Origin of the sequence: Pseudomonas sp. BR20 (assembly GCF_050780135.1) — a bacterium.
Taxonomy (GTDB): domain Bacteria; phylum Pseudomonadota; class Gammaproteobacteria; order Pseudomonadales; family Pseudomonadaceae; genus Aquipseudomonas.
This window is the reverse complement of sequence record NZ_CP172012.1, coordinates 5,404,575-5,423,519: the sequence shown is the minus strand read 5'-3', so window position 1 is coordinate 5,423,519 and position 18,945 is coordinate 5,404,575. Positions and strand designations below refer to the sequence as shown.

At 59.3% G+C, this 18,945-nt stretch carries 20 protein-coding genes; 11 read left to right on the top strand and 9 right to left on the bottom strand.

Features of this window, described 5'->3' with window-relative positions; genetic code table 11:
• The first annotated feature begins 66 nt into the window (after window positions 1-66).
• Together ACHPFG_RS25025 and ACHPFG_RS25020 are read left to right on the top strand one after the other, a co-directional pair.
• On the top strand, window positions 67-1,416 hold the full coding sequence (locus ACHPFG_RS25025; protein WP_431700711.1) for a carbohydrate porin: 1,350 nt from the start codon (window positions 67-69) through the stop codon (window positions 1,414-1,416).
• Window positions 1,417-1,518: 102 nt separating this feature from the next.
• Complete coding sequence (locus tag ACHPFG_RS25020; protein ID WP_431700710.1) at window positions 1,519-2,364, top strand: D-hexose-6-phosphate mutarotase; 846 nt, start codon at window positions 1,519-1,521, stop codon at window positions 2,362-2,364.
• 69 nt (window positions 2,365-2,433) lie between these two features.
• Here ACHPFG_RS25020 and ACHPFG_RS25015 read toward each other — a convergent pair whose 3' ends face one another.
• Complete coding sequence (locus tag ACHPFG_RS25015) at window positions 2,434-3,294, bottom strand: MurR/RpiR family transcriptional regulator (RefSeq protein WP_169898656.1); 861 nt, start codon at window positions 3,292-3,294, stop codon at window positions 2,434-2,436.
• Between the two features lie 219 nt (window positions 3,295-3,513).
• Here ACHPFG_RS25015 and zwf point away from each other — a divergent pair, with 219 nt between their 5' ends.
• From zwf to ACHPFG_RS25000, 3 genes are read left to right on the top strand one after another with little or no spacing between them, the layout of a single operon-like run.
• Window positions 3,514-4,980: a glucose-6-phosphate dehydrogenase gene (gene zwf / locus ACHPFG_RS25010; protein WP_431700709.1), complete on the top strand. Its 1,467-nt coding sequence runs from the start codon at window positions 3,514-3,516 to the stop codon at window positions 4,978-4,980.
• Window positions 4,967-5,680, top strand: a complete 714-nt coding sequence (gene pgl / locus ACHPFG_RS25005; RefSeq protein WP_431700708.1) for a 6-phosphogluconolactonase — start codon at window positions 4,967-4,969, stop codon at window positions 5,678-5,680. Before zwf ends, pgl begins: the two co-directional genes overlap by 14 nt.
• Window positions 5,681-5,697: 17 nt before the next feature.
• On the top strand, window positions 5,698-6,363 hold the full coding sequence (locus tag ACHPFG_RS25000) for a bifunctional 4-hydroxy-2-oxoglutarate aldolase/2-dehydro-3-deoxy-phosphogluconate aldolase (RefSeq protein WP_026067364.1): 666 nt from the start codon (window positions 5,698-5,700) through the stop codon (window positions 6,361-6,363).
• Window positions 6,364-6,464: 101 nt separating this feature from the next.
• Here the strand turns inward: ACHPFG_RS25000 and ACHPFG_RS24995 are convergent, their stop codons facing one another.
• Both ACHPFG_RS24995 and ACHPFG_RS24990 read right to left on the bottom strand, forming a co-directional pair.
• The gene (locus ACHPFG_RS24995) at window positions 6,465-7,640 is read right to left on the bottom strand and encodes an aminotransferase class V-fold PLP-dependent enzyme (RefSeq protein WP_431700707.1); all 1,176 of its coding nucleotides are present in this window, start codon (window positions 7,638-7,640) and stop codon (window positions 6,465-6,467) included.
• 10 nt (window positions 7,641-7,650) lie between these two features.
• Window positions 7,651-7,887, bottom strand: a complete 237-nt coding sequence (locus tag ACHPFG_RS24990; RefSeq protein WP_017139191.1) for a DUF3820 family protein — start codon at window positions 7,885-7,887, stop codon at window positions 7,651-7,653.
• Window positions 7,888-8,093: 206 nt separating this feature from the next.
• On the opposite strand from ACHPFG_RS24990, the gene ACHPFG_RS24985 reads away from it, so the two are divergent.
• Window positions 8,094-8,561, top strand: a complete 468-nt coding sequence (locus ACHPFG_RS24985) for a ferritin-like domain-containing protein (protein WP_032891010.1) — start codon at window positions 8,094-8,096, stop codon at window positions 8,559-8,561.
• A gap of 135 nt (window positions 8,562-8,696) precedes the next feature.
• Here the strand turns inward: ACHPFG_RS24985 and ACHPFG_RS24980 are convergent, their stop codons facing one another.
• Together ACHPFG_RS24980 and ACHPFG_RS24975 are read right to left on the bottom strand one after the other, a co-directional pair.
• A complete protein-coding gene (locus tag ACHPFG_RS24980) occupies window positions 8,697-9,167 on the bottom strand; it encodes a MaoC family dehydratase (protein ID WP_003175719.1) in 471 nt (156 codons plus the stop codon).
• 57 nt (window positions 9,168-9,224) lie between these two features.
• Window positions 9,225-10,169, bottom strand: coding sequence for a lysophospholipase (locus ACHPFG_RS24975; RefSeq protein WP_431700706.1), 945 nt, complete (start codon window positions 10,167-10,169; stop codon window positions 9,225-9,227).
• Window positions 10,170-10,392: 223 nt separating this feature from the next.
• On the opposite strand from ACHPFG_RS24975, the gene fadD2 reads away from it, so the two are divergent.
• Both fadD2 and fadD1 read left to right on the top strand, forming a co-directional pair.
• Window positions 10,393-12,081, top strand: a complete 1,689-nt coding sequence (gene fadD2 / locus ACHPFG_RS24970) for a long-chain-fatty-acid--CoA ligase FadD2 (RefSeq protein WP_431700705.1) — start codon at window positions 10,393-10,395, stop codon at window positions 12,079-12,081.
• Window positions 12,082-12,479: 398 nt separating this feature from the next.
• Window positions 12,480-14,171, top strand: coding sequence for a long-chain-fatty-acid--CoA ligase FadD1 (gene fadD1, locus ACHPFG_RS24965; protein WP_431700704.1), 1,692 nt, complete (start codon window positions 12,480-12,482; stop codon window positions 14,169-14,171).
• A 52-nt stretch (window positions 14,172-14,223) separates the two neighbouring features.
• On the opposite strand, the gene ACHPFG_RS24960 is transcribed toward fadD1, so the two are convergent.
• Window positions 14,224-14,601, bottom strand: coding sequence for a hypothetical protein (locus ACHPFG_RS24960; RefSeq protein ID WP_431700703.1), 378 nt, complete (start codon window positions 14,599-14,601; stop codon window positions 14,224-14,226).
• Between the two features lie 199 nt (window positions 14,602-14,800).
• Here ACHPFG_RS24960 and ACHPFG_RS24955 point away from each other — a divergent pair, with 199 nt between their 5' ends.
• From ACHPFG_RS24955 to def, 3 genes are all read left to right on the top strand, one after another.
• Window positions 14,801-14,986 (top strand): CsbD family protein, encoded by a 186-nt coding sequence (locus ACHPFG_RS24955; protein ID WP_122541624.1) that lies wholly within the window; start codon window positions 14,801-14,803, stop codon window positions 14,984-14,986.
• A 182-nt stretch (window positions 14,987-15,168) separates the two neighbouring features.
• Window positions 15,169-16,119, top strand: coding sequence for a YihY/virulence factor BrkB family protein (locus ACHPFG_RS24950; RefSeq protein WP_431700702.1), 951 nt, complete (start codon window positions 15,169-15,171; stop codon window positions 16,117-16,119).
• A 3-nt stretch (window positions 16,120-16,122) separates the two neighbouring features.
• On the top strand, window positions 16,123-16,662 hold the full coding sequence (gene def / locus ACHPFG_RS24945; protein WP_145337891.1) for a peptide deformylase: 540 nt from the start codon (window positions 16,123-16,125) through the stop codon (window positions 16,660-16,662).
• 89 nt (window positions 16,663-16,751) lie between these two features.
• Here def and ACHPFG_RS24940 read toward each other — a convergent pair whose 3' ends face one another.
• The 3 genes from ACHPFG_RS24940 to ACHPFG_RS24930 all read right to left on the bottom strand — a co-directional run bounded on the left by ACHPFG_RS24940 (window position 16,752) and on the right by ACHPFG_RS24930 (window position 18,856).
• On the bottom strand, window positions 16,752-17,570 hold the full coding sequence (locus tag ACHPFG_RS24940) for a class I SAM-dependent methyltransferase (protein ID WP_431700701.1): 819 nt from the start codon (window positions 17,568-17,570) through the stop codon (window positions 16,752-16,754).
• Window positions 17,571-17,642: 72 nt separating this feature from the next.
• Entirely contained in the window at window positions 17,643-18,068 is a 426-nt protein-coding gene (locus ACHPFG_RS24935) for a GNAT family N-acetyltransferase (RefSeq protein WP_431700700.1), read from the bottom strand.
• 287 nt (window positions 18,069-18,355) lie between these two features.
• A complete protein-coding gene (locus ACHPFG_RS24930; RefSeq protein ID WP_431700699.1) occupies window positions 18,356-18,856 on the bottom strand; it encodes a hypothetical protein in 501 nt (166 codons plus the stop codon).
• Window positions 18,857-18,945: the final 89 nt, after the last annotated feature.

Here is an 18,945-nt window from a genome sequence, read left to right as displayed (position 1 = left end):
GATGAAAAAAAAGCAAGCCGCGTTAGATAAAAACAGTTTAATAACAATAAAGACGAGGATGTAGGGATGAAAAAGCAACACAACAACACCCGGCTGATCTGCCAACTGTCAGCAGTTGCAGCCCTGGTTTTGTCCGCCAATGCGATGGCGGACGAAGCATTCAGCGCCGATTCCAAATGGATGACCGGCGATTGGGGCGGCGAGCGTACCAAGCTGATCGAGCAAGGTATCGATATCAAGGCTGACTACGTAGGGGAAGTGGGCGCCAATCTGCATGGCGGCTACAACGACGACAAGACTGCCCGTTACGCCGACCAGTTTGGCTTGGGCGTAGCGCTGGACCTGCAAAAGCTGTGGGGCTGGGACAACACCCAGGCCAAGATCCAGTTGACCAACCGTAATGGCCAGAACATCTCCAATGACCGCATTGGCGACCCGCGTGCCGGCACACTCAGCTCGTCACAAGAGGTGTATGGACGCGGCCACATGGTGCGTCTGACCCAACTGTGGATTCAGCACCAGTTCCTCGACGGCAAGCTGGACGTGAAAGCCGGTTACTTCGGTGAAGGCGAAGACTTCAACACCTTCCCGTGTGAGTTCCAGAACCTGACGTTCTGCGGTTCCCAGGTGGGTAACTGGGCAACCAACATCTGGTACAACTGGCCAGTCATGCAGGCCGCGTTGCGCGTGAAGTACCACATCACGCCTGAGCTGTACGCGCAAATCGGTGCTTACAACCAGAACCCATCTCAAACCGAGCATGGCAATGGCTTTAAACTCAGTGGCAGCGGCACCAAGGGCACTTTATTGCCGGTGGAATTGGTCTGGTCGCCGAAGGTCAATGGCCTGCCGGGCGAATACCGTGTGGGCTACTACAAGAGCACGGCCGATGCCAACGACGTTCGTGAGGACGTGAATGGCCTGGACGCTGGCTCTACTGGCAGCGCCTTCCGCGTTCGTAGCAGCAAGAGCGGATACTGGGGCGTCCTGCAACAGCAGCTTACTACCCACAATGGCGACGCATCCCGCGGTCTGAACATTGCGGCTAACGTGACCTTCCACGACAAAGACACCAACTTTATCGACAACTACCAGTCGCTGATGTTTGTGTACAAAGGCCCATTCGACTCGCGTCCAAAAGATGACGTCGGCATTGGTTTCGGGCGCATCCACGTTAACGATGATGTGAAGAAAACCGCTGAGCTCGTCAACGCGGCAAATGGCATCAGCGACTATGACAACCCGCTGTACTCGCCACTGCGCACTACCGAGTACAACTACGAAATCAACTATGGCTTCCACGTCACCAACTGGCTGACCGTACGTCCTAACCTGCAGTACATCACCCATCCGGGTGGTGTTGATCAAGTCGACAACGCGCTGGTTGCCGGTCTGAAAATTCAGTCGGTGTTCTAACGCTGTTGCGATAAGCTCCTTCTCTCTGTGCGCATTTGCGGGTAGCCATGGCTATCCGCTTTTTTTTGGGCCGCATTGTGAAGACATTCAGGACCGTGGCACATGCATGAGCAACCGCTGCAACGCTTTTTCAAATCCCTGCGCGAGCGTCCGGTGTTCGCCTGGGAGCGCTTTCAGATGCGCGACGTGTTGGTGATCGACCATCCGCTGTGCCAGGCGGTGTTCAGTCGCCAGGGTGCGCAACTCCTGCACTTTCAGCCCCGTGGCCAGAAACCCTGGCTGTGGTGCGCGGCCAAGTGGCCGCAAGTCGGCGCCATCCGTGGCGGCGTGCCGGTGTGCTGGCCGTGGTATGGCCGCCATCCGAGCGAAAACGCGTGGCCGTCCCATGGTTGGGCGCGATTAATCGACTGGAAACTGCTCGACAGCAGCACCGACGACGACGGCGTGCGCCTGCATTGGCAATTGCAGCTGTGCGACTGGCAGGTCGACCTGCACGCGCACCTGGGCGAGACCCTGGAGCTGCGCCTGAGCACCGAGCATCAGGACGAGTTGCCATGCCAGTTGAGCCATGCTTTGCACGCTTACTGGCGTATTGGTCACGTTGATGAGATAGCGCTGTCTGGGCTCGACGGTGCGCACGGTTACGACCAGCTCAATCGCCAGGCGTGCCAGCAGGAAGGCGAGTTGCGCGTGGACGGCGGGTGCCAGCGGGTGTTCCAGCACGACGGCGAACTGCACCTCAAGGATCACGCCTGGCAGCGTGAATTGTGCATCGACACCGGCGACAGTGCCGACACCGTGGTATGGCATCCCGGCAGCCGGCCGCTGCTGGGGGTGAGCTTCAACGAAGCGGCGGGGTTTGTGTGCGTGGAGTCGGCGATGGCCGGGGCGAGCCTGGCGCCGGGGGAGCGGGCGCATCTCAGTTTGCAGGCGCGGGCTGGGGTTTAGCGGTGTGGGCGATGGCCTCATCGGGGGCTTGCCACCGATGAGGCCAGTGAGGCCAACGCACAGGCTGGCTTAGTTAAACTCATCCCCCACCGGATACCGGCTGTCATTCAAACTCTCTTTGATCTTGCGCAGATGCGGCTGGAAATCCACGCCACGGCGCAAGGTCATGCCGGTCGCCAGTACATCCAGCACCGTCAACTGAATGATCCGAGAGGTCATCGGCATATAGATGTCGGTGTCTTCAGGCAACGGAATATTCAGGCTGACGGTACTGGCCTTGGCCAGCGGCGAGTTCTCGGCGGTTACGCCCAGCACCGATGCACCGTTTTCCCGGGCGATACGCGCCACTTCCACCAGCTCGCGGGTGCGCCCGGTGTAGGAAATGATCACGAACAACTCGCCCGTGTGGGCCACCGAGGCGATCATGCGTTGCATCAGCACGTCGGCGTGGGCGGTGACCGCCAGGTTGAAGCGGAAAAACTTGTGCAGCGCATCCATGGCCACCGGTGCCGAAGCACCCAGGCCGAAGAAGTGGATCTGCCGCGCCTGGATCAACAGGTCCACGGCCTTGCTGATCAGGGCTGGATCCAGGGCCTGGCAGGCGGCGTCCAGCGAGGCGATGGCGCTGCCGAAGATCTTCTGGGTGTAGGCCTCAGGGTTATCATCGGCCTCTACGGCGCGGCTGACGTACGCTGCGCCACTGGCCAGGCTTTGCGCCAACTGCAATTTAAGTTCAGGGTAACCGCTGACGCCGAACGAACGGCAGAAACGGTTGACCGTCGGTTCACTGACCGAAGCGGCTTGGGCGAGGGCTGCGATGGAGAAGCGGGTCGCCTGCTGCGGGTTGAGCAGGATGACCTCGGCCACTTTTTTCTCAGCCTTGTTCAATTCTTCGAGGCGGTTCCGGATCTGTTCCAGAAGATTTCGCACGCGGTCCATTCAGTCTTTCCTTCGGGCGACGATGCAAATAAAGGGCGGCAACCAATCGACGAGTGGCCCTTTGCGGTGGCCTATCCTACTGAGGGTAGCTGAACACCACCACTCGGAATGCGTATTTCGGGAAAATGTTGTGGTTATTACTACATTTTTCCTTGAGTGATGCCTTGAAAAAAGGTATTTGTAGCTTAACTTGATAAAAGAACAAACATCATGCCTTCGATAACCGTAGAACCCTGCACCTTTGCCCTGTTTGGCGCCTTGGGTGATCTGGCGCTGCGCAAGTTATTTCCTGCCCTCTATCAACTCGATGGCGCCGGGCTCCTGCACGACGACACCCGCATCCTGGCCCTGGCCCGGGAAGCCGGTTCCGAACAGCAACACCTGGCCCATATCGAAAAAGAATTGCGTAAATATGTCGGCAAGGAACTGGACGAGAGCATCGCCCAGCGTTTCCTGGCGCGCCTGACCTATGTCCACGTCGACTTCATGAAAGCCGATGACTACGTGTCTCTGGCGGAAAAGGCCGGCACCGAACAACGCCTGATCGCCTACTTCGCCACGCCTGCGTCGGTGTATGGTGCGATCTGCGAGAACCTGTCCAAGGTCGGCCTGGCGGAAAACACCCGCGTCGTGCTGGAGAAACCCATCGGTTCGGACCTGGAATCCTCGCGCAAGGTCAACGACGCCGTGGCGCAGTTCTTCCCGGAAAACCGCACCTACCGCATCGACCACTACCTGGGCAAAGAGACCGTCCAGAACCTGATTGCCCTGCGTTTCGCCAACAGCCTGTTCGAAACCCAGTGGAACCAGAACTACATCTCCCACGTGGAAATCACCGTGGCCGAGCAGGTCGGTATCGAAGGCCGTTGGGGCTATTTCGACAAGGCCGGCCAGCTGCGCGACATGATCCAGAACCACTTGCTGCAGTTGCTTTGCCTGATCGCCATGGACCCGCCGGCCGACCTGTCCGCCGACAGCATCCGTGACGAGAAGGTCAAGGTGCTCAAGGCCCTGGCGCCGATCAGCCCGGATGGCCTCACCACACAGGTGGTGCGTGGCCAGTACATTGCCGGCTACAGCGCCGGCAAGCCGGTGCCCGGTTATCTGGAAGAAGAGAACTCCAACACCCAGAGCGACACCGAGACCTTCGTCGCCCTGCGGGCCGATATTCGTAACTGGCGTTGGGCCGGGGTGCCGTTCTACCTGCGCACCGGCAAGCGCATGCCGCAGAAACTGTCGCAGATCGTCATCCACTTCAAGGAACCGTCCCACTATATCTTTGCCCCCGAGCAGCGTTTGCAGATCAGCAACAAGCTGATCATCCGCCTGCAACCGGACGAGGGCATTTCCTTGCGCGTAATGACCAAGGAGCAGGGCCTGGACAAGGGCATGCAACTGCGCAGCGGGCCACTGCAACTGAATTTTTCCGACACCTATCGCAGCGCACGGATTCCCGATGCCTACGAGCGGTTGTTGCTGGAAGTGATGCGCGGCAATCAGAACCTGTTTGTTCGCAAAGATGAAATCGAAGCCGCGTGGAAGTGGTGTGACCAATTGATCGCCGGGTGGAAAAAATCCGGTGATGCGCCCAAGCCGTATGCGGCGGGGTCCTGGGGGCCGATGAGCTCGATTGCACTGATCACGCGGGATGGGAGGTCTTGGTATGGCGATATCTGAATTGAAGCTGCCTCGGGGCGTGACTGCCCACGAGTACCGCACGCCCGTGCTGCTGGCGGACGGCCTGGCCAACGACGTGGCCGAACAACTGCGCGAGGCCATCAGTGCCCGTGGCGAGGCAATCCTGGTGGTGTCCGGTGGCCGCAGCCCCGTGGCGTTTTTCCAGAACCTGGCCAAGCAAGGCGTGGACTGGTCCAAGGTCACCATCACCCTGGCCGATGAGCGTTGGGTGCCGGTCGAACACGCCGACAGCAATGCCGGCCTGTTGAAGCAGCACCTGTTGCAAGGCCCGGCGGCCAAGGCCAGGTTCCTCAGCCTGTACAGCGCCGCCGCCACCCTTGAAGTCGCTGCCGAGCAGGCCGATCGCCTGCTGGCCGAGTTGCCGGCTATTGATGTGCTGGTGCTGGGCATGGGCGATGACGGCCACACCGCATCGCTGTTTCCCAACAGCCCGAACCTCGCTGAGGCATTGCAGGCCGACGGTACGCGCCGTTGCTGGCCGATGCTGGCGCCGACCGTGCCGCACCAGCGCCTGACCATGAGTCGCGCGTTGCTGGCCACGGCCCACTACACCGCGCTGTCGATTTCCGGCAGTTCGAAATTGACCACCTTGAGCGCCGCCCTGGCCAGTGACGACGTTGCTGCCATGCCGATTCGCGCGTTTTTGCAACCTACATTAGAGATTTACTGGTGCCCATGAGCCAAGGATCAGCCGCTATGAAAAGCCCTCAACCGACCGTGTCCATGGCGGATAAAGTTGCCCTGATCGACAGCCTCTGCGCCAAGGCGCGGATCCTGCCGGTGATCACCATCGCCCGCGAACAGGACATCCTGCCGCTGGCCGATGCCCTGGCAGCCGGTGGTTTGACCGCATTGGAAGTGACCCTGCGTTCCGAGTTCGGCCTCAAGGCCATTCAGGTGCTGCGTGAGCAGCGGCCTGAGCTGTGTACCGGCGCCGGCACCGTACTCGACCGCCACATGCTTGAAGCGGCGGAAGTCGCCGGTTCGCAATTTATCGTTACTCCCGGCATTACCCGCGACCTGCTGGAAGCCTCGGTACACAGCCCGATCCCGCTGCTGCCAGGCATCAGCAACGCCTCCGGCATCATGGAAGGCTACGGCCTGGGCTACCGCCGCTTCAAACTGTTCCCGGCCGAAGTCAGCGGCGGCGTTGCCGCGATCAAGGCCCTGGGCGGCCCGTTCGGCGAAGTGAAATTCTGCCCGACCGGCGGCGTCGGCCCGGCCAATATCAAAAGCTACATGGCGTTGAAAAACGTGATGTGCGTGGGTGGTAGCTGGATGCTGGACCCGGAGTGGGTCAAGAACGGCGACTGGGCCCGCATCCAGGAAGTCACCGCGCAGGCGCTGGCGCTGCTGGATTGAGCTGATTCATCGAATCGTTGTTGCTGTGCTTAACGGCATTTTTGCGGTGCACTTGGTCGGTGTACCGCTTTTTTTTGCCTGCAAAAAACTGAGACCCCCATTTAATCGCTGCTTAGCTCGGTAATGGCGTTGACCAGGACATTGATGTCCGCTGCTGACGTCACCAACCCCGGTGTCACGCGGATACAGGTACCAAACGCAGCACCCGTGCGCGTGGTGGTGAACAGGTCGTAGTCCTCGAGCATGCGGTCCACCATCACCAACTGATCCCGCCCGCTGAACTTGAACGCCGTAATCCCGCAATACAGCCGTGGATCATCCGGCGTCAGCACCTCGATCCCCGGCAACGGCCGTACTTGGCTCACCCATAAATCCCGCAGGTAATTGATCCGCGCGCCCTTGGCCGCCGCGCCACCCAGCGCGCGATGTTCTTGCAGTACCAGCGGCAAGGTCATCAGTGCCGGAAAGTTCGGCGTGCTGTACGACGTGCGCGCACGCACGTCATTGACGGGATAGTGGAACTCGCCCATGTCCGGATCAATGTCAGCCAGGCGTTCGGGGGCGATATAGAGGAACCCCAGGGTCAGCGGCGCGCCGATCCATTTGTGCAGGTTGAATCCGGCGAACGCAATGTCCAGTTCGGCGAGGTTGAACTCGATCTGGCCCAGGGCATGGGCACCGTCAAGGATCACGTCGATGGCATGCTCACGCGCAGCCCTGGCGATGGCTTCAACAGGCATCACCAGGCCGGTGCGGTGGGTCACATGGGTAAGTGCCATCAGCCTGAGGCGCGGGTACCGGGCGAACGCATCGCGATAGGTCTGCACCAGGCTGTCGAAACTGGCCGGATGAGTGTGGGACAACTCGATCACTTCCACACCGCGAACACCCGCCAACCAGCGCATCGCACCTTTGACGGTGTCGTATTCCAGGTCACTGATCAGCACCTGATCGCCGGCTTGCAGGCGGTTGTAGTTGCGGATCAGTGATTGCAGGGCTTCGGTGGCGTTGCGGGTAAAGGCGACTGCCTCGGGGTCGACGTCGATGAGGCCCGCCAGTTGGCGACGGATCTCGACGTTTTCACCTTGCTCGAAGCGCTGGCGCACATACAGCGAGTTGCTGCGGTTGATAAACGCCACGTGTTCCAGGTACTGCGCCTGCACGTCGCGGCTCATGCGCCCGAAGTAGCCGTTCTCCAGGTTGATCGGGCCGGGCTCCAGCGCATAGCGCTGGGCGATGGCCTGCCAGTGAAGTTCGTTGTCAGCATTCCTTGGCATGGCGAGTCTCTTAATGGCGGGGGGCGGGTTTACCGTGTTTAACGCGCAGCGGTTCCAACAGTTCAGACAAACCGTTGTGGTCGATTTCCTGCATCAGTGCCAGCAACCCGCCCAACTCGCCGTGGGGAAAGCCTTCGCGGGCGAACCAGTTCAAGTAGGGACCCGGCAGATCGGCGATGATCCGGCCCTTGTACTTGCCGAAGGGCATTTCGCGGGTGATCAGCAGTTCGAGTTTTTCGGGATTCATGGGCTTCGTGTGAGTGAGGCGATATCTTCGAAAATACAGGCATTCTGCATGAAGGCCAAATGACAGATCATGCAAATAACGTACATACAGATGGTTCAAATATTTTTAAGTTATTGAAAATAAACATAAAAGTACTTTTTAAAAACCTGGCATGGGCGCTGCAATCATTAAGGCAACCCTTCTTCACCTGCCTAAGGAATTGAAAAATGACTGACATCAACAAAGAATCGATCTCCGTACTGAACGACCTGATCGAAACCAGCATCGACGGCCAGAAAGGCTTCAAGGAATGCGCTGAAGACATCAAGCATCCGGAACTCAAGGCTTTGTTTGCCAAGCGCTCCGCTGACTGCGCCACTGCCGCCGCCGAACTGAAGACGGCTGTACGTGCCCTGGGCGGTGATCCGGAAGATTCCGGCAGCGTTGCCGGCGCCCTGCACCGTGGCTGGGTCGACGTTAAGTCGATGGTTACCGGTAAAGACGAAGAGGCTGTGCTGAACGAAGCCGAGCGCGGCGAAGACCACGCACTTAAGGCTTACAAAGAAGCCATCGAGAAGATCAACAAGCACAACCTGCTGGGCATTCGTGACCTGGTTGAGCGTCAGTATCACGGCGTACAACGCAATCACGATCAGGTAAAAGCCTTGCGTAACCAGGCTCGCGCTCAGTCGTAAGCCCTGCGTAACAAATTGTGGGAGGGGGCTTGCTCCCGATAGCGGTGGATCAGTCGATATTTCAATGACTGACCCACCGCAATCGGGAGCAAGCCCCCTCCCACATTTTGTATGGTGTTGGCCTTGAAACCGTACTCAGCCAATGCTGATCGGCGGCAGCTCGGTCAAGGTCACGACCTGTTGTTTGCGTGGTGCGAGGATTTCCGCTTCGCCATCCACTACCAGCTCATCGCGCTGGTTGAACACACGGGTGGCAATGCGTACGCGAAACTTCGGCAGTTTCTCGAGGATTTCCAGGCGCACAGTCAGGGTATCGCCGATTTTCACCGGCTTCTGGAAGCTCATCTGCTGGCCGATATAGATAGTGCCCGGCCCGGGCAGCTCACAGGCAACGGCCGCGCTGATCAGGGCGCCGCTGAACATACCGTGGGCGATACGCTCCTTGAACATGGTCGCCTTGGCGTATTCGGCATCCAGGTGCACCGGGTTGTGGTCACCGGACATAGCGGCAAACAGCTGAATATCACGCTCTTCGACGGTCTTGCTGTAGCTGGCGGTCTGGCCGACTTCAAGGGCTTCGTACGGGGTGTTGGTTACCTGGGTCATCTAAAGGTGCATCCTGTGGCTAATCGGTAATTTAACTATCTGATTTTAAAAGAAAATCTATTCGCAGTGGGCCGGCCTGCGCAACGTCAGGGCCTGGTCGAGCCACGTCAGCACATCGGCGGTGACTTCATCGCGATTGGTTTCGTTGAACACTTCGTGACGTGCCTGCGGGTAGATATTCAGTTGCAGGTGCTGGCTGCCGGCCTCACGCAGGGCATGGGCCAGGCTTTTGAGACGCTTGCCCTCACTCACCGGATCACATTCGCCGCCCATCACCAGAATCGGCAGGCCCGGATCGATCTGGGCGAGATTGGACGCTTTGCTGATTTGCTGCAAGCCGCCGAGCAGGTCGATCCACAGTTGGTTGGTACAGCGGAAGCCGCAGAGTGGATCGTTGATGTACTTGTCGACTTCATTCGGGTCACGGCTGAGCCAGTCGAACGCGGTGCGATTGGGTTTGAACGCCTTGTTGAATGAGCCGAATGACAGGAATTCGATCAACGCACTGCGCCCCCGTAGACCCTGGCGCAGGCGTTCGGCGCGAGCGATCAGCCGTGCGGCGCGGTACAGCGCCACCGGCTGGAAATTCGAACCGCTGAGAATCGCTCCATGCAGGCTGGCGCTGTGGTGCAGCAGGTAGGCCTGGGCGATGTAGCTGCCCATGCTGTGGCCCAGCAAAATGATCGGCAATCCCGGCTGCTGCTGGCCGATGTGCTGGTTGAGGCTGGCCAGGTCGCCCACCACTTTGTTCCAGCCATCCTTTTCGGCATACAGGCCCAGCGTACCTTCGTCGGCGGTGCGGCCGTGGCCACGCTGGTCCGGCGCATACACGCCATAGCCCGCACTGCACAAGGCTTCGGCCAGCCGCTCATAGCGCCCGCTGTGCTCCGCCATGCCATGGGACAGCATGACCACCGCCTTGGCCGGGCCGTCGGGCATCCAATGATTGACGTACAGGCGGCTGCGGTCATTCGCGGTCAGCCAGAAGGTGCTGTGGTTCATGGGGTTCCCTTTCTCAAGGTCTGCTCAAGGTCTGCTCGACGTTGTTGCAGTGTATAGCTCATCTGTCAGGTGGCGGGGTATCTGCCTGCGCATCAGGGACAAGATTCATACAATCAATGACGCAATTTGCTGTATTTGCCTGTTTGGCCATAGCTGCTAACGTCCCCCAAGCTCCGCTTTCTATAAAAGCGGCCGGACACCTTCAGGTAAGGGGACAAGAATAATGCAACCTGATTTCTGGAATGACAAACGCGCGGCGGGCGTTCCCAATGACATCGACCTTTCGGCCTACAAGTCGGTAATCGAAGTCTTCGAGCGCTCGTGCAAGGCCTTTGCCGACCGTCCGGCATTCAGCAACATGGGCATCACCCTGACCTACGCCGAGCTTGAGCGCCAGAGTGCGGCGTTCGCCGGCTACCTGCAGCAGCATACCGACCTCAAGCCCGGCGAGCGCATCGCCGTGCAGATGCCCAACGTGCTGCATTACCCGATTGCCGTGTTCGGTGCACTGCGTGCCGGGCTGATCGTGGTCAACACCAACCCGCTGTACACCCCGCGCGAGATGCGCCACCAGTTCAAGGACGCCGGCGTGCGTGCCCTGGTCTACCTCAACCTGTTTGGTTCGCGGGTGCAGGAGGTATGCACCGACATCGAGATCGACTACCTGATCGAAGCCAAGATGGGCGATTTCCTGCCCGCCGCCAAGGGCTGGCTGGTCAACACCGTGGTCGACAAGTTCAAGAAGATGGTCCCAGCCTACCAGTTGCCGCGTGCGGTGTCGTTCAAGCGCGCCTTGCGCATGGGCGCGGGCCTCAGCGTGACGCGCCACCCGGTGAGCCTGGACGATATCGCCGTGCTGCAATACACCGGCGGCACCACCGGCCTGGCCAAGGGCGCGATGCTCACCCATGGCAACCTGGTGGCGAACATGCAACAGGTGCGCGCCTGCATGTCCCAGACCGGCGATGACGGCCACCCACTGATCAAGGAAGGGCAGGAAGTGATGATCGCGCCCCTGCCGCTGTACCACATCTATGCCTTCACCGCGAACTGCATGTGCATGATGGTCTCGGGTAATCACAACGTGCTGATCACCAATCCGCGGGACATCGGTGGGTTTATCAAAGAGCTGAAAAAGTGGCGCTTTACCGGGTTGCTGGGGCTCAACACGCTGTTTGTGGCGCTGATGGACCACCCGGAGTTCAAGAACCTGGATTTCTCCCACCTCAAGCTCACCAACTCCGGTGGCACGGCACTGATCAAGGCCACGGCCGAACGCTGGGAGCAAATCACCGGCTGCTCGATCGGCGAGGGCTACGGCCTCACGGAAACCTCGCCGGTCGCCAGCACCAATCCCTACGGCAACAAATCACGGCTGGGTACCGTGGGTATCCCGGTGCCCGCCACGGCGATGAAGGTGATTGATGACGAAGGCACCGAGCTGCCCCTGGGCGAGCGCGGCGAGTTGTGCATCAAGGGCCCGCAGGTGATGAAGGGCTACTGGCAGCAACCGGCCGCCACCGCTGAGGCTCTGGACGCCGAAGGTTGGCTGAAGACCGGTGACATCGCGGTGATCGACGACGATGGGTTTGTGCGCATTGTCGACCGCAAGAAGGATTTGATCATCGTCTCGGGCTTCAACGTGTACCCCAATGAGATCGAAGACGTGGTAATGGCCCACCCGGCCGTGGCCAACTGTGCGGTGATCGGCGTACCGGATGAGCGCACGGGGGAGGCGGTGAAGCTGTTTGTGGTGGCGCGTGCAGAAGGGGTGAGCCTTGAGGAGTTGAAGGCGTACTGCAAGATCAACTTCACCGGGTACAAGGTGCCCAAGCACATTGTGTTGCGCGACTCGTTGCCGATGACGCCGGTAGGGAAGATCCTGCGCAGGGAGCTACGCGACATCGCCTGATGTGAAATGCGGTAAAAATGTGGGAGGGGCGGCGCGACGATTCGACTTGCCCCCGATAGCGGAGAATCAGTCACCCGATATATAGACTGAGCCACCGTTATCGGGGGACAAGCCCCTCCCACATTTGTCGTGTGTCGTCCTGAAGGCCTATTCCAGAGCCTTTCATCAAGGGTTTTCACTTCCGTTTAAAGTGTGACCAGATATTGTAGGACAGTCATGATTATGACTGTAGGGCCCTCTTTAGGCTCTAGTCGGCCCTTGGCAAAGCTGCTACTCTCGGCGCGCTTTGTGACGTCTAGGCCTGCTTGAAAGCGCCAGATTCACCAAAAAAAAACATACACCAATAATAATCGCATCAAATGTGATGATGAATTCGCGTCGCTGAGGAGTGGGCTTCCATGCACGAAGACTTTTGGAAGGATAAGTACCCCGCCGGGATTGCTGCAGAAATCAATCCAGACGAGTATCCGAATATTCAGGCGGTATTGAAGCAGTCCTGCCAGCGCTTCGGCAACAAACCGGCTTTCAGCAACCTGGGCAAGACACTCACCTACGGTGAATTGTACGAACTGTCCGGCGCCTTCGCCGCGTACCTGCAACAGCATACTGACTTGAAGCCTGGCGATCGAATTGCCGTGCAGTTGCCCAACGTCCTGCAATACCCGGTCGCCGTGTTCGGCGCCATCCGTGCCGGCCTGATCGTGGTCAACACCAACCCGCTGTACACCGCGCGGGAAATGGAACACCAATTCAATGATTCCGGTGCCAAGGCGCTGGTCTGCCTGGCCAACATGGCCCACCTGGCGGAAAAGGTCGTACCCAAGACCGCCGTCAAGCATGTGATCGTCACCGAAGTCGCCGACCTGTTGCCGCCGCTCAAGCGCCTGCTGATCAACAGCGTCATCAAATACGTGAAGAAAATGGTCCCGGCCTACCACTTGCCCAAGGCGATCAAGTTCAACGACGTGCTCGCCAAGGGGCAGGGGCAAGCGGTTAACGAAGTCAGCCCGGCCAGCAGCGATGTGGCCGTGCTGCAATACACCGGTGGCACCACCGGCGTGGCCAAGGGCGCGATGCTCACCCACCGCAATCTGGTCGCCAACATGTTGCAATGCAAGGCGCTGATGGGCTCCAACCTCAATGAAGGTTGCGAGATCCTGATCACGCCGCTGCCGCTGTACCACATCTACGCGTTCACCTTTCACTGCATGGCGATGATGTTGATCGGCAACCACAACATCCTGATCAGTAACCCGCGCGACCTGCCGGCGATGGTCAAGGAACTGTCGAAGTGGAAGTTCAGCGGCTTTGTCGGCCTGAACACTCTGTTCGTGGCGCTGTGCAACAACGAAGCTTTCCGCAAGCTGGACTTCTCCGCGCTGAAAGTCACCCTCTCGGGCGGCATGGCCCTGCAACTGGCGGCGGCCGAGCGTTGGAAAGCCGTGACCGGTTGCGGCATCTGCGAAGGCTACGGCATGACCGAAACCAGCCCGGTGGCCACGGTGAACCCGATCCAGCATATCCAGATCGGTACCATCGGCATTCCGGTGCCGTCGACCCTGTGCAAGGTCATCACCGACGACGGTGTCGAACTGGCCCTGGGTGAAGTCGGAGAGCTGTGCGTCAAGGGCCCGCAGGTGATGAAGGGCTACTGGCAGCGCGAAGACGCCACTGCCGAGATGCTCGACAGCGAAGGCTGGCTGAAGACCGGCGACATCGCGATCATCCAGCCGGATGGCTACATGCGCATCGTCGATCGCAAGAAGGACATGATCCTGGTCTCCGGCTTCAACGTGTACCCCAACGAGCTGGAAGACGTGCTGGCGGGCCTGCCGGGCGTGCTGCAGTGCGCGGCCATCGGTGTGCCGGATGAAAAGTCCGGGGAACACATCAAGCTCTTTATCGTGGTCAAGCCGGGTGCCACCCTCACCAAGGAACAGGTGATGGAGCATATGCGCGCCAATGTCACCGGCTACAAAGTGCCAAAGGCCGTGGAATTCCGCGATGCGTTGCCGACCACCAACGTGGGCAAGATCCTGCGCCGCGAATTGCGCGATGAAGAGTTGAAGAAACTCGGTCTTAAAAAGTAACGCAGTCCAAAGGTGGGAGGGGCTTGCCCCCTCCCACCTTTAAATCCGGTGCTTACACGGCGAACTGCGCGAAACTGATTCCCGCACCCGCCGGCCGCACATCCTTCAAGAACGAATCCTTGTCCGCACTCAGCTCCAGGGTAATCTCCGGCTTGCGCTTGCCCGCGTTGCGCACCACCAGCCCTTCGAGCTTTTCACGCAGGAACGCTGTCGGCACCTTCAGGTGCAGCAGCTGGTCGGTCTCGGCGTTGTGCATCAACAGGTGAATCCACTCGTACTGGCCGACGGCAATACGACCCACCGGCAGATCGAACCACCAGATGTTGCGTTTGCGGTCCAGGTCGGTGAAGTGGCAGTTGTTGACGCCGAGTATGGCACCGCCCAGTTCCTGGTTTCTGCGGGCGATGGCCTGTGCTTTATTGAGTTTCATAACCTTCCTACGGGATCTGTTATTCAGCGTTAGAGCCTGAATGTGCCGGGCATTCTCGTGGGTTGGCTGCAAAACATAAAGCCAAACCTGCGGCTGGTGATGAAATGCGCACTGAAAAATAATTGAAACTCTGCCGAACGGCCTCGGGTCAACCTCTACGTAATGACCAAAATCCTTGATTGTTCCCAGGAGAGATACCATGAGTAGCACATCGGATAAGGCAAAAGGCGTAGCGAATGAAGCGGTCGGCAACATCAAGCAGGGCGTCGGCAAGGTAACGGGCAACGACAAGCTGCGTGCTGAAGGCGTTGTTCAAGAAAAGAAAGGCGAAGTTCAAAAAGCGGTTGGCGACACCAAGGACGCGGTCAAGAAAGCGACCAAATAGTCCTGACCCGGCTGACGGCAATTGCCCAGTCTTGCGGCCATCCACGGATGGCCGTTTTTATGTCATGTGTTGCAACTAAAGTTTCGAAATTGTTTCAAAGTCGCCAGATGGGCTACTTTGATGTAAAAAACGGCCCCTGAGTCGCCCACGAACTTACCCTCTTTGCGGCGAAAGGAGACGCTATGATCTTTCCGGTTCTCGATGGTCTCAAGCTGCACAAGGTGCTGGTGCGTACCGTCAAGGAATTCGTCGATGACGAGATGTCCACCTACGCCTCGGCACTGGCCTACCAGATGCTGTTCTCGTTGTTTCCCTTCTTGCTGTTCCTTATCGCCCTGATCGGTTTCCTGCACCTGCCGGACTTTTTCACCTGGCTGCGCCTGCAGTCGGAGCTGGTGTTGCCGCCCCAGGCCCTGGAGCAGGTCAACCCGGTGATCGACCAGTTGCAGCAATCCAAGGGCGGCTTGCTCTCGGTGGGTATCGTGATTGCCCTGTGGACCGCCTCCGCTGGCGTGCGCCTGATGATGAGCGCCATGAACGCTGCGTACGATGTGGTGGAAGGCCGGCCGATCTGGAAGCGTTTTCCGTTATCGATTTTCTACACCATCGGCATCGCCGGCATGCTGCTGGCCGCCGCCGCGCTGATGGTGCTCGGCCCACAGGTGATGGAGTGGCTGGCCGGCCAGATTGGCATGCAGGAGTTCGTGGTCACCCTGTGGACCATCGTGCGATGGCCGCTGATTGTGATCCTGCTGATGTTCGCCGTGGCCCTCATGTATTACGTGATGCCGGACGTCGAGCAGGAGTTTCGCTTTATCACCCCGGGTTCGGTGCTCGCGGTGGTGGTGTGGATCGTCGCCTCCCTTGGTTTTGGCTATTACGTCAAAACCTTTGCCGACTACAACGCCATGTATGGCAGCATCGGTGCGATCATCGTGCTGCTCCTGTACTTCTACATTTCCGCCGCCGTGCTTTTGCTGGGGGCGGAGATGAATGCCGTGATCGAGCACATGTCGGCCGAAGGCAAGGCGCCAGGCGCAAAGGATTTCGATGAGCCCGCGCCCGCGCACGAAAAACAACATGTCTCCGGCCTTGGCCGCGACCACTCCAAACCCACTCCCGACGAAGTCTGATCGATGATCCGTGAAATCCTGAAAATGGGCGATGAGCGCCTGCTGCGTATCGCCCCGCCTGTACCGCCGGAAATGTTCGACAGCCCCGAACTGTGGCAATTGATCGACGACATGTTCCAGACCATGGAGCACGTGGGCGGCGTCGGCCTGGCCGCCCCGCAGATTGGCGTCGACCTGCAACTGGTGATCTTTGGGTTCGAAGCCAGCGAGCGCTACCCGGATGCGCCGCCGGTGCCGCAGACCATCCTGATCAACCCATTGATCACGCCGCTCAGTCCGGTGTTGGAAGAAGGCTATGAAGGCTGCCTGTCGGTGCCCGGACTGCGTGGCGCGGTGGACCGTTACCAGCAGATTCGCTACGAGGGTTTTGATCCGAAGGGTGAGCCGATCGTACGTTTTGCCGATGGCTTCCACGCGCGGGTGGTGCAGCATGAATGCGATCACCTGATCGGCCGGCTGTACCCCTCGCGGATTACCGACTTCAGCAAGTTCGGCTTTATTGAAGTGATGTTTCCCGATCTGGACCCAACCGCTGACGAGTAATCGCCGACCCGTTGAGATCAAAATGTGGGATGGGGCAAGTCGAATCGTCGCACCGCCCTTCCCACATTTGATTTGCATTTGAGGCCAGGTTATTTGGCCGGTTTGACGAACCGCAACGTCATCCGGTCCGACTCGCCAATCGCCACATATTTCGCCTTGTCCTGCTCCCCCAACTTCAACGTCGGCGGCAACGTCCACACACCAGCGGGATAATCCTTGGTGTCCTTCGGGTTGGCGTTGACCTCACTCTGGCCAGCCAGCTTGAACCCCGCATCGGTGGCCAGTTTCACCACCTGGGCGGTGGTCAGGTAACCGCTGTCCTTGATCGCCTCCAGCTCGGCCCCGTCCTTGGCCCGGTGATCTTCCACACCCAGCACGCCACCCGGTTTCAACACCTTGTAGAACCCGCGGAACGTGGCCTCGGCGGTATCGGCCAGCACCCAGTTATGCACATTGCGGAACGTCAGCACGGTATCCGCCGAAGCAGGTTTGCCGAACACCGGTGCCTTGGGGTCGAACTCGACCACGTCGGCCTTGGCATAGCGCGTCGGGTCGGCGGCGAATTTGTTTTTCAGGTTCTCTTCGGACGTGCGCGCATAGGCGCTGCTGCTCGGCGCTTGCACGGCGGCGATGTAATGCCCGTGATCCTTGAGCAACGGCGCCAGCAGTTCGCTGTACCAACCGCCCCCTGGGGTAATTTCGATCACGGTCTGCCTGGCGCCCAGGCCAAAGAATTCCAAGGTCTGCTGCGGGTGGCGATAACCATCGCGAGCGCTGTTGGCCGGGTCGCGCCAATTGCCGGCCAACACGCTGGCGTATTGCTGGGCGCTGATCGGTGTGTCGGCGGCCTGGCTGAAAGTGGGGACGAGGAGGGCGGTAAGGGACAGAGCTGCAAAGGTCGCTTTCATGATCATCCGAAAAATGGGCCACTGTGTCGCCGAGGCTAGCATAGGGTCCATACGGGGCGATCACACATTATCCTAGGACGACCTCACTAAACGATCTAAGCCCATCGCGATCATGGGTTTGTTGCGCTTGTAGCGCACCAGCCGCTCGCTAAGCGATTGCGGCAATAGCGTGTCCTGGGTGAAACCCATGCGCTGATACAAACCCTCCAGGTCCGGATGGCACAACAACCACAGCGTGCCTTGCACCTCGGCCGCCGCCGAAGCTATCAATCGCCCCGCCAACCCTTGACCGCGATACGCCGGGTCGACAAACACGCCGGTCAACCACTGTCCGCCGACCACGGGCGTCAGGCACAGACCGGCGACAATTTCGCTGTCGCGCGCTACCCATAAACGCCCGCCCTTGAGCGCCTTCATCGGTGAGTGATGGCTGCGATAAAACTTGTTCAGCAGCGGCCACAGTGGCTCAGCCAGGGGTTCGATGTGCAGTTCGGGCATGGTGTGTGGGCGACATAATCAAGGGCCGGGGATTATAAGCGCCTTCTGTGCGGCAATAGGTGGTATACCCAGTGTTACATCCCCTGTAAGTGGAGCATGCATCATGGCCAAAGGTATGGATTCAAAGAAAGCCGCGAAGAAGAAACCGGCAAAGACCGCCGACGAAAAACGCGCCGACAAGAAAGCCAAGAAAACCGAGACAGGCCTGTTCGGTCACTGAGTTAATGATCATTCCCACGCACCCGCGTGGGAATGCCGCCAGGGACGCTCGGCGTCCCGCCTGTGACTTAGATTGCAGCCAGGGTTTCTTTTACAGTTCGCGCCTGCGGCTCAACAGTCTTCGCCGCTACCTGCTGCTCTTGCTGCTGCTTCAAGCGCTCAGCCACTTGCTTGGAAATGGCGTCCTGTTTTTCCTGCGACATGTTCTGCACATCCGCCTCGGTCAACCCCTGCTCCTTGAGCAATTGCTCACGGATTCGCTCGGCCGGGGTTTTGCTCATGTAATCGGTGAAGTCTGCACGGGCGGAGCTGGTGGCGGGTACATCCGTCGTCGCCGTGGTGGCCGCAGTGCTGGCCTGCAACTGCACGCGGGTCTTGGCGAAAGCTTCGTCGATGCGATCGCCCGCTTTGTCCAGATCCTTCTGGGCGGCCGGCAGGGTCACGCTTTGCTGCGCCGCTTGCAGGGCACCGCTGTACAGCGTGCTGGCGGCGGCGTTGGCAGGGTCCATGTCGGGCCGCGTGATCTTTTGAATGGTCGACACGGCTTGGGTGTTGTTGTTAACCAGCATGATCGGTCACCTGGGAAAATGTTCGGTGCCATAGCGGGAGCAAATAACATGCCGGGTCCGATAACCCCCGGTTTTACTGGATTTGGCCT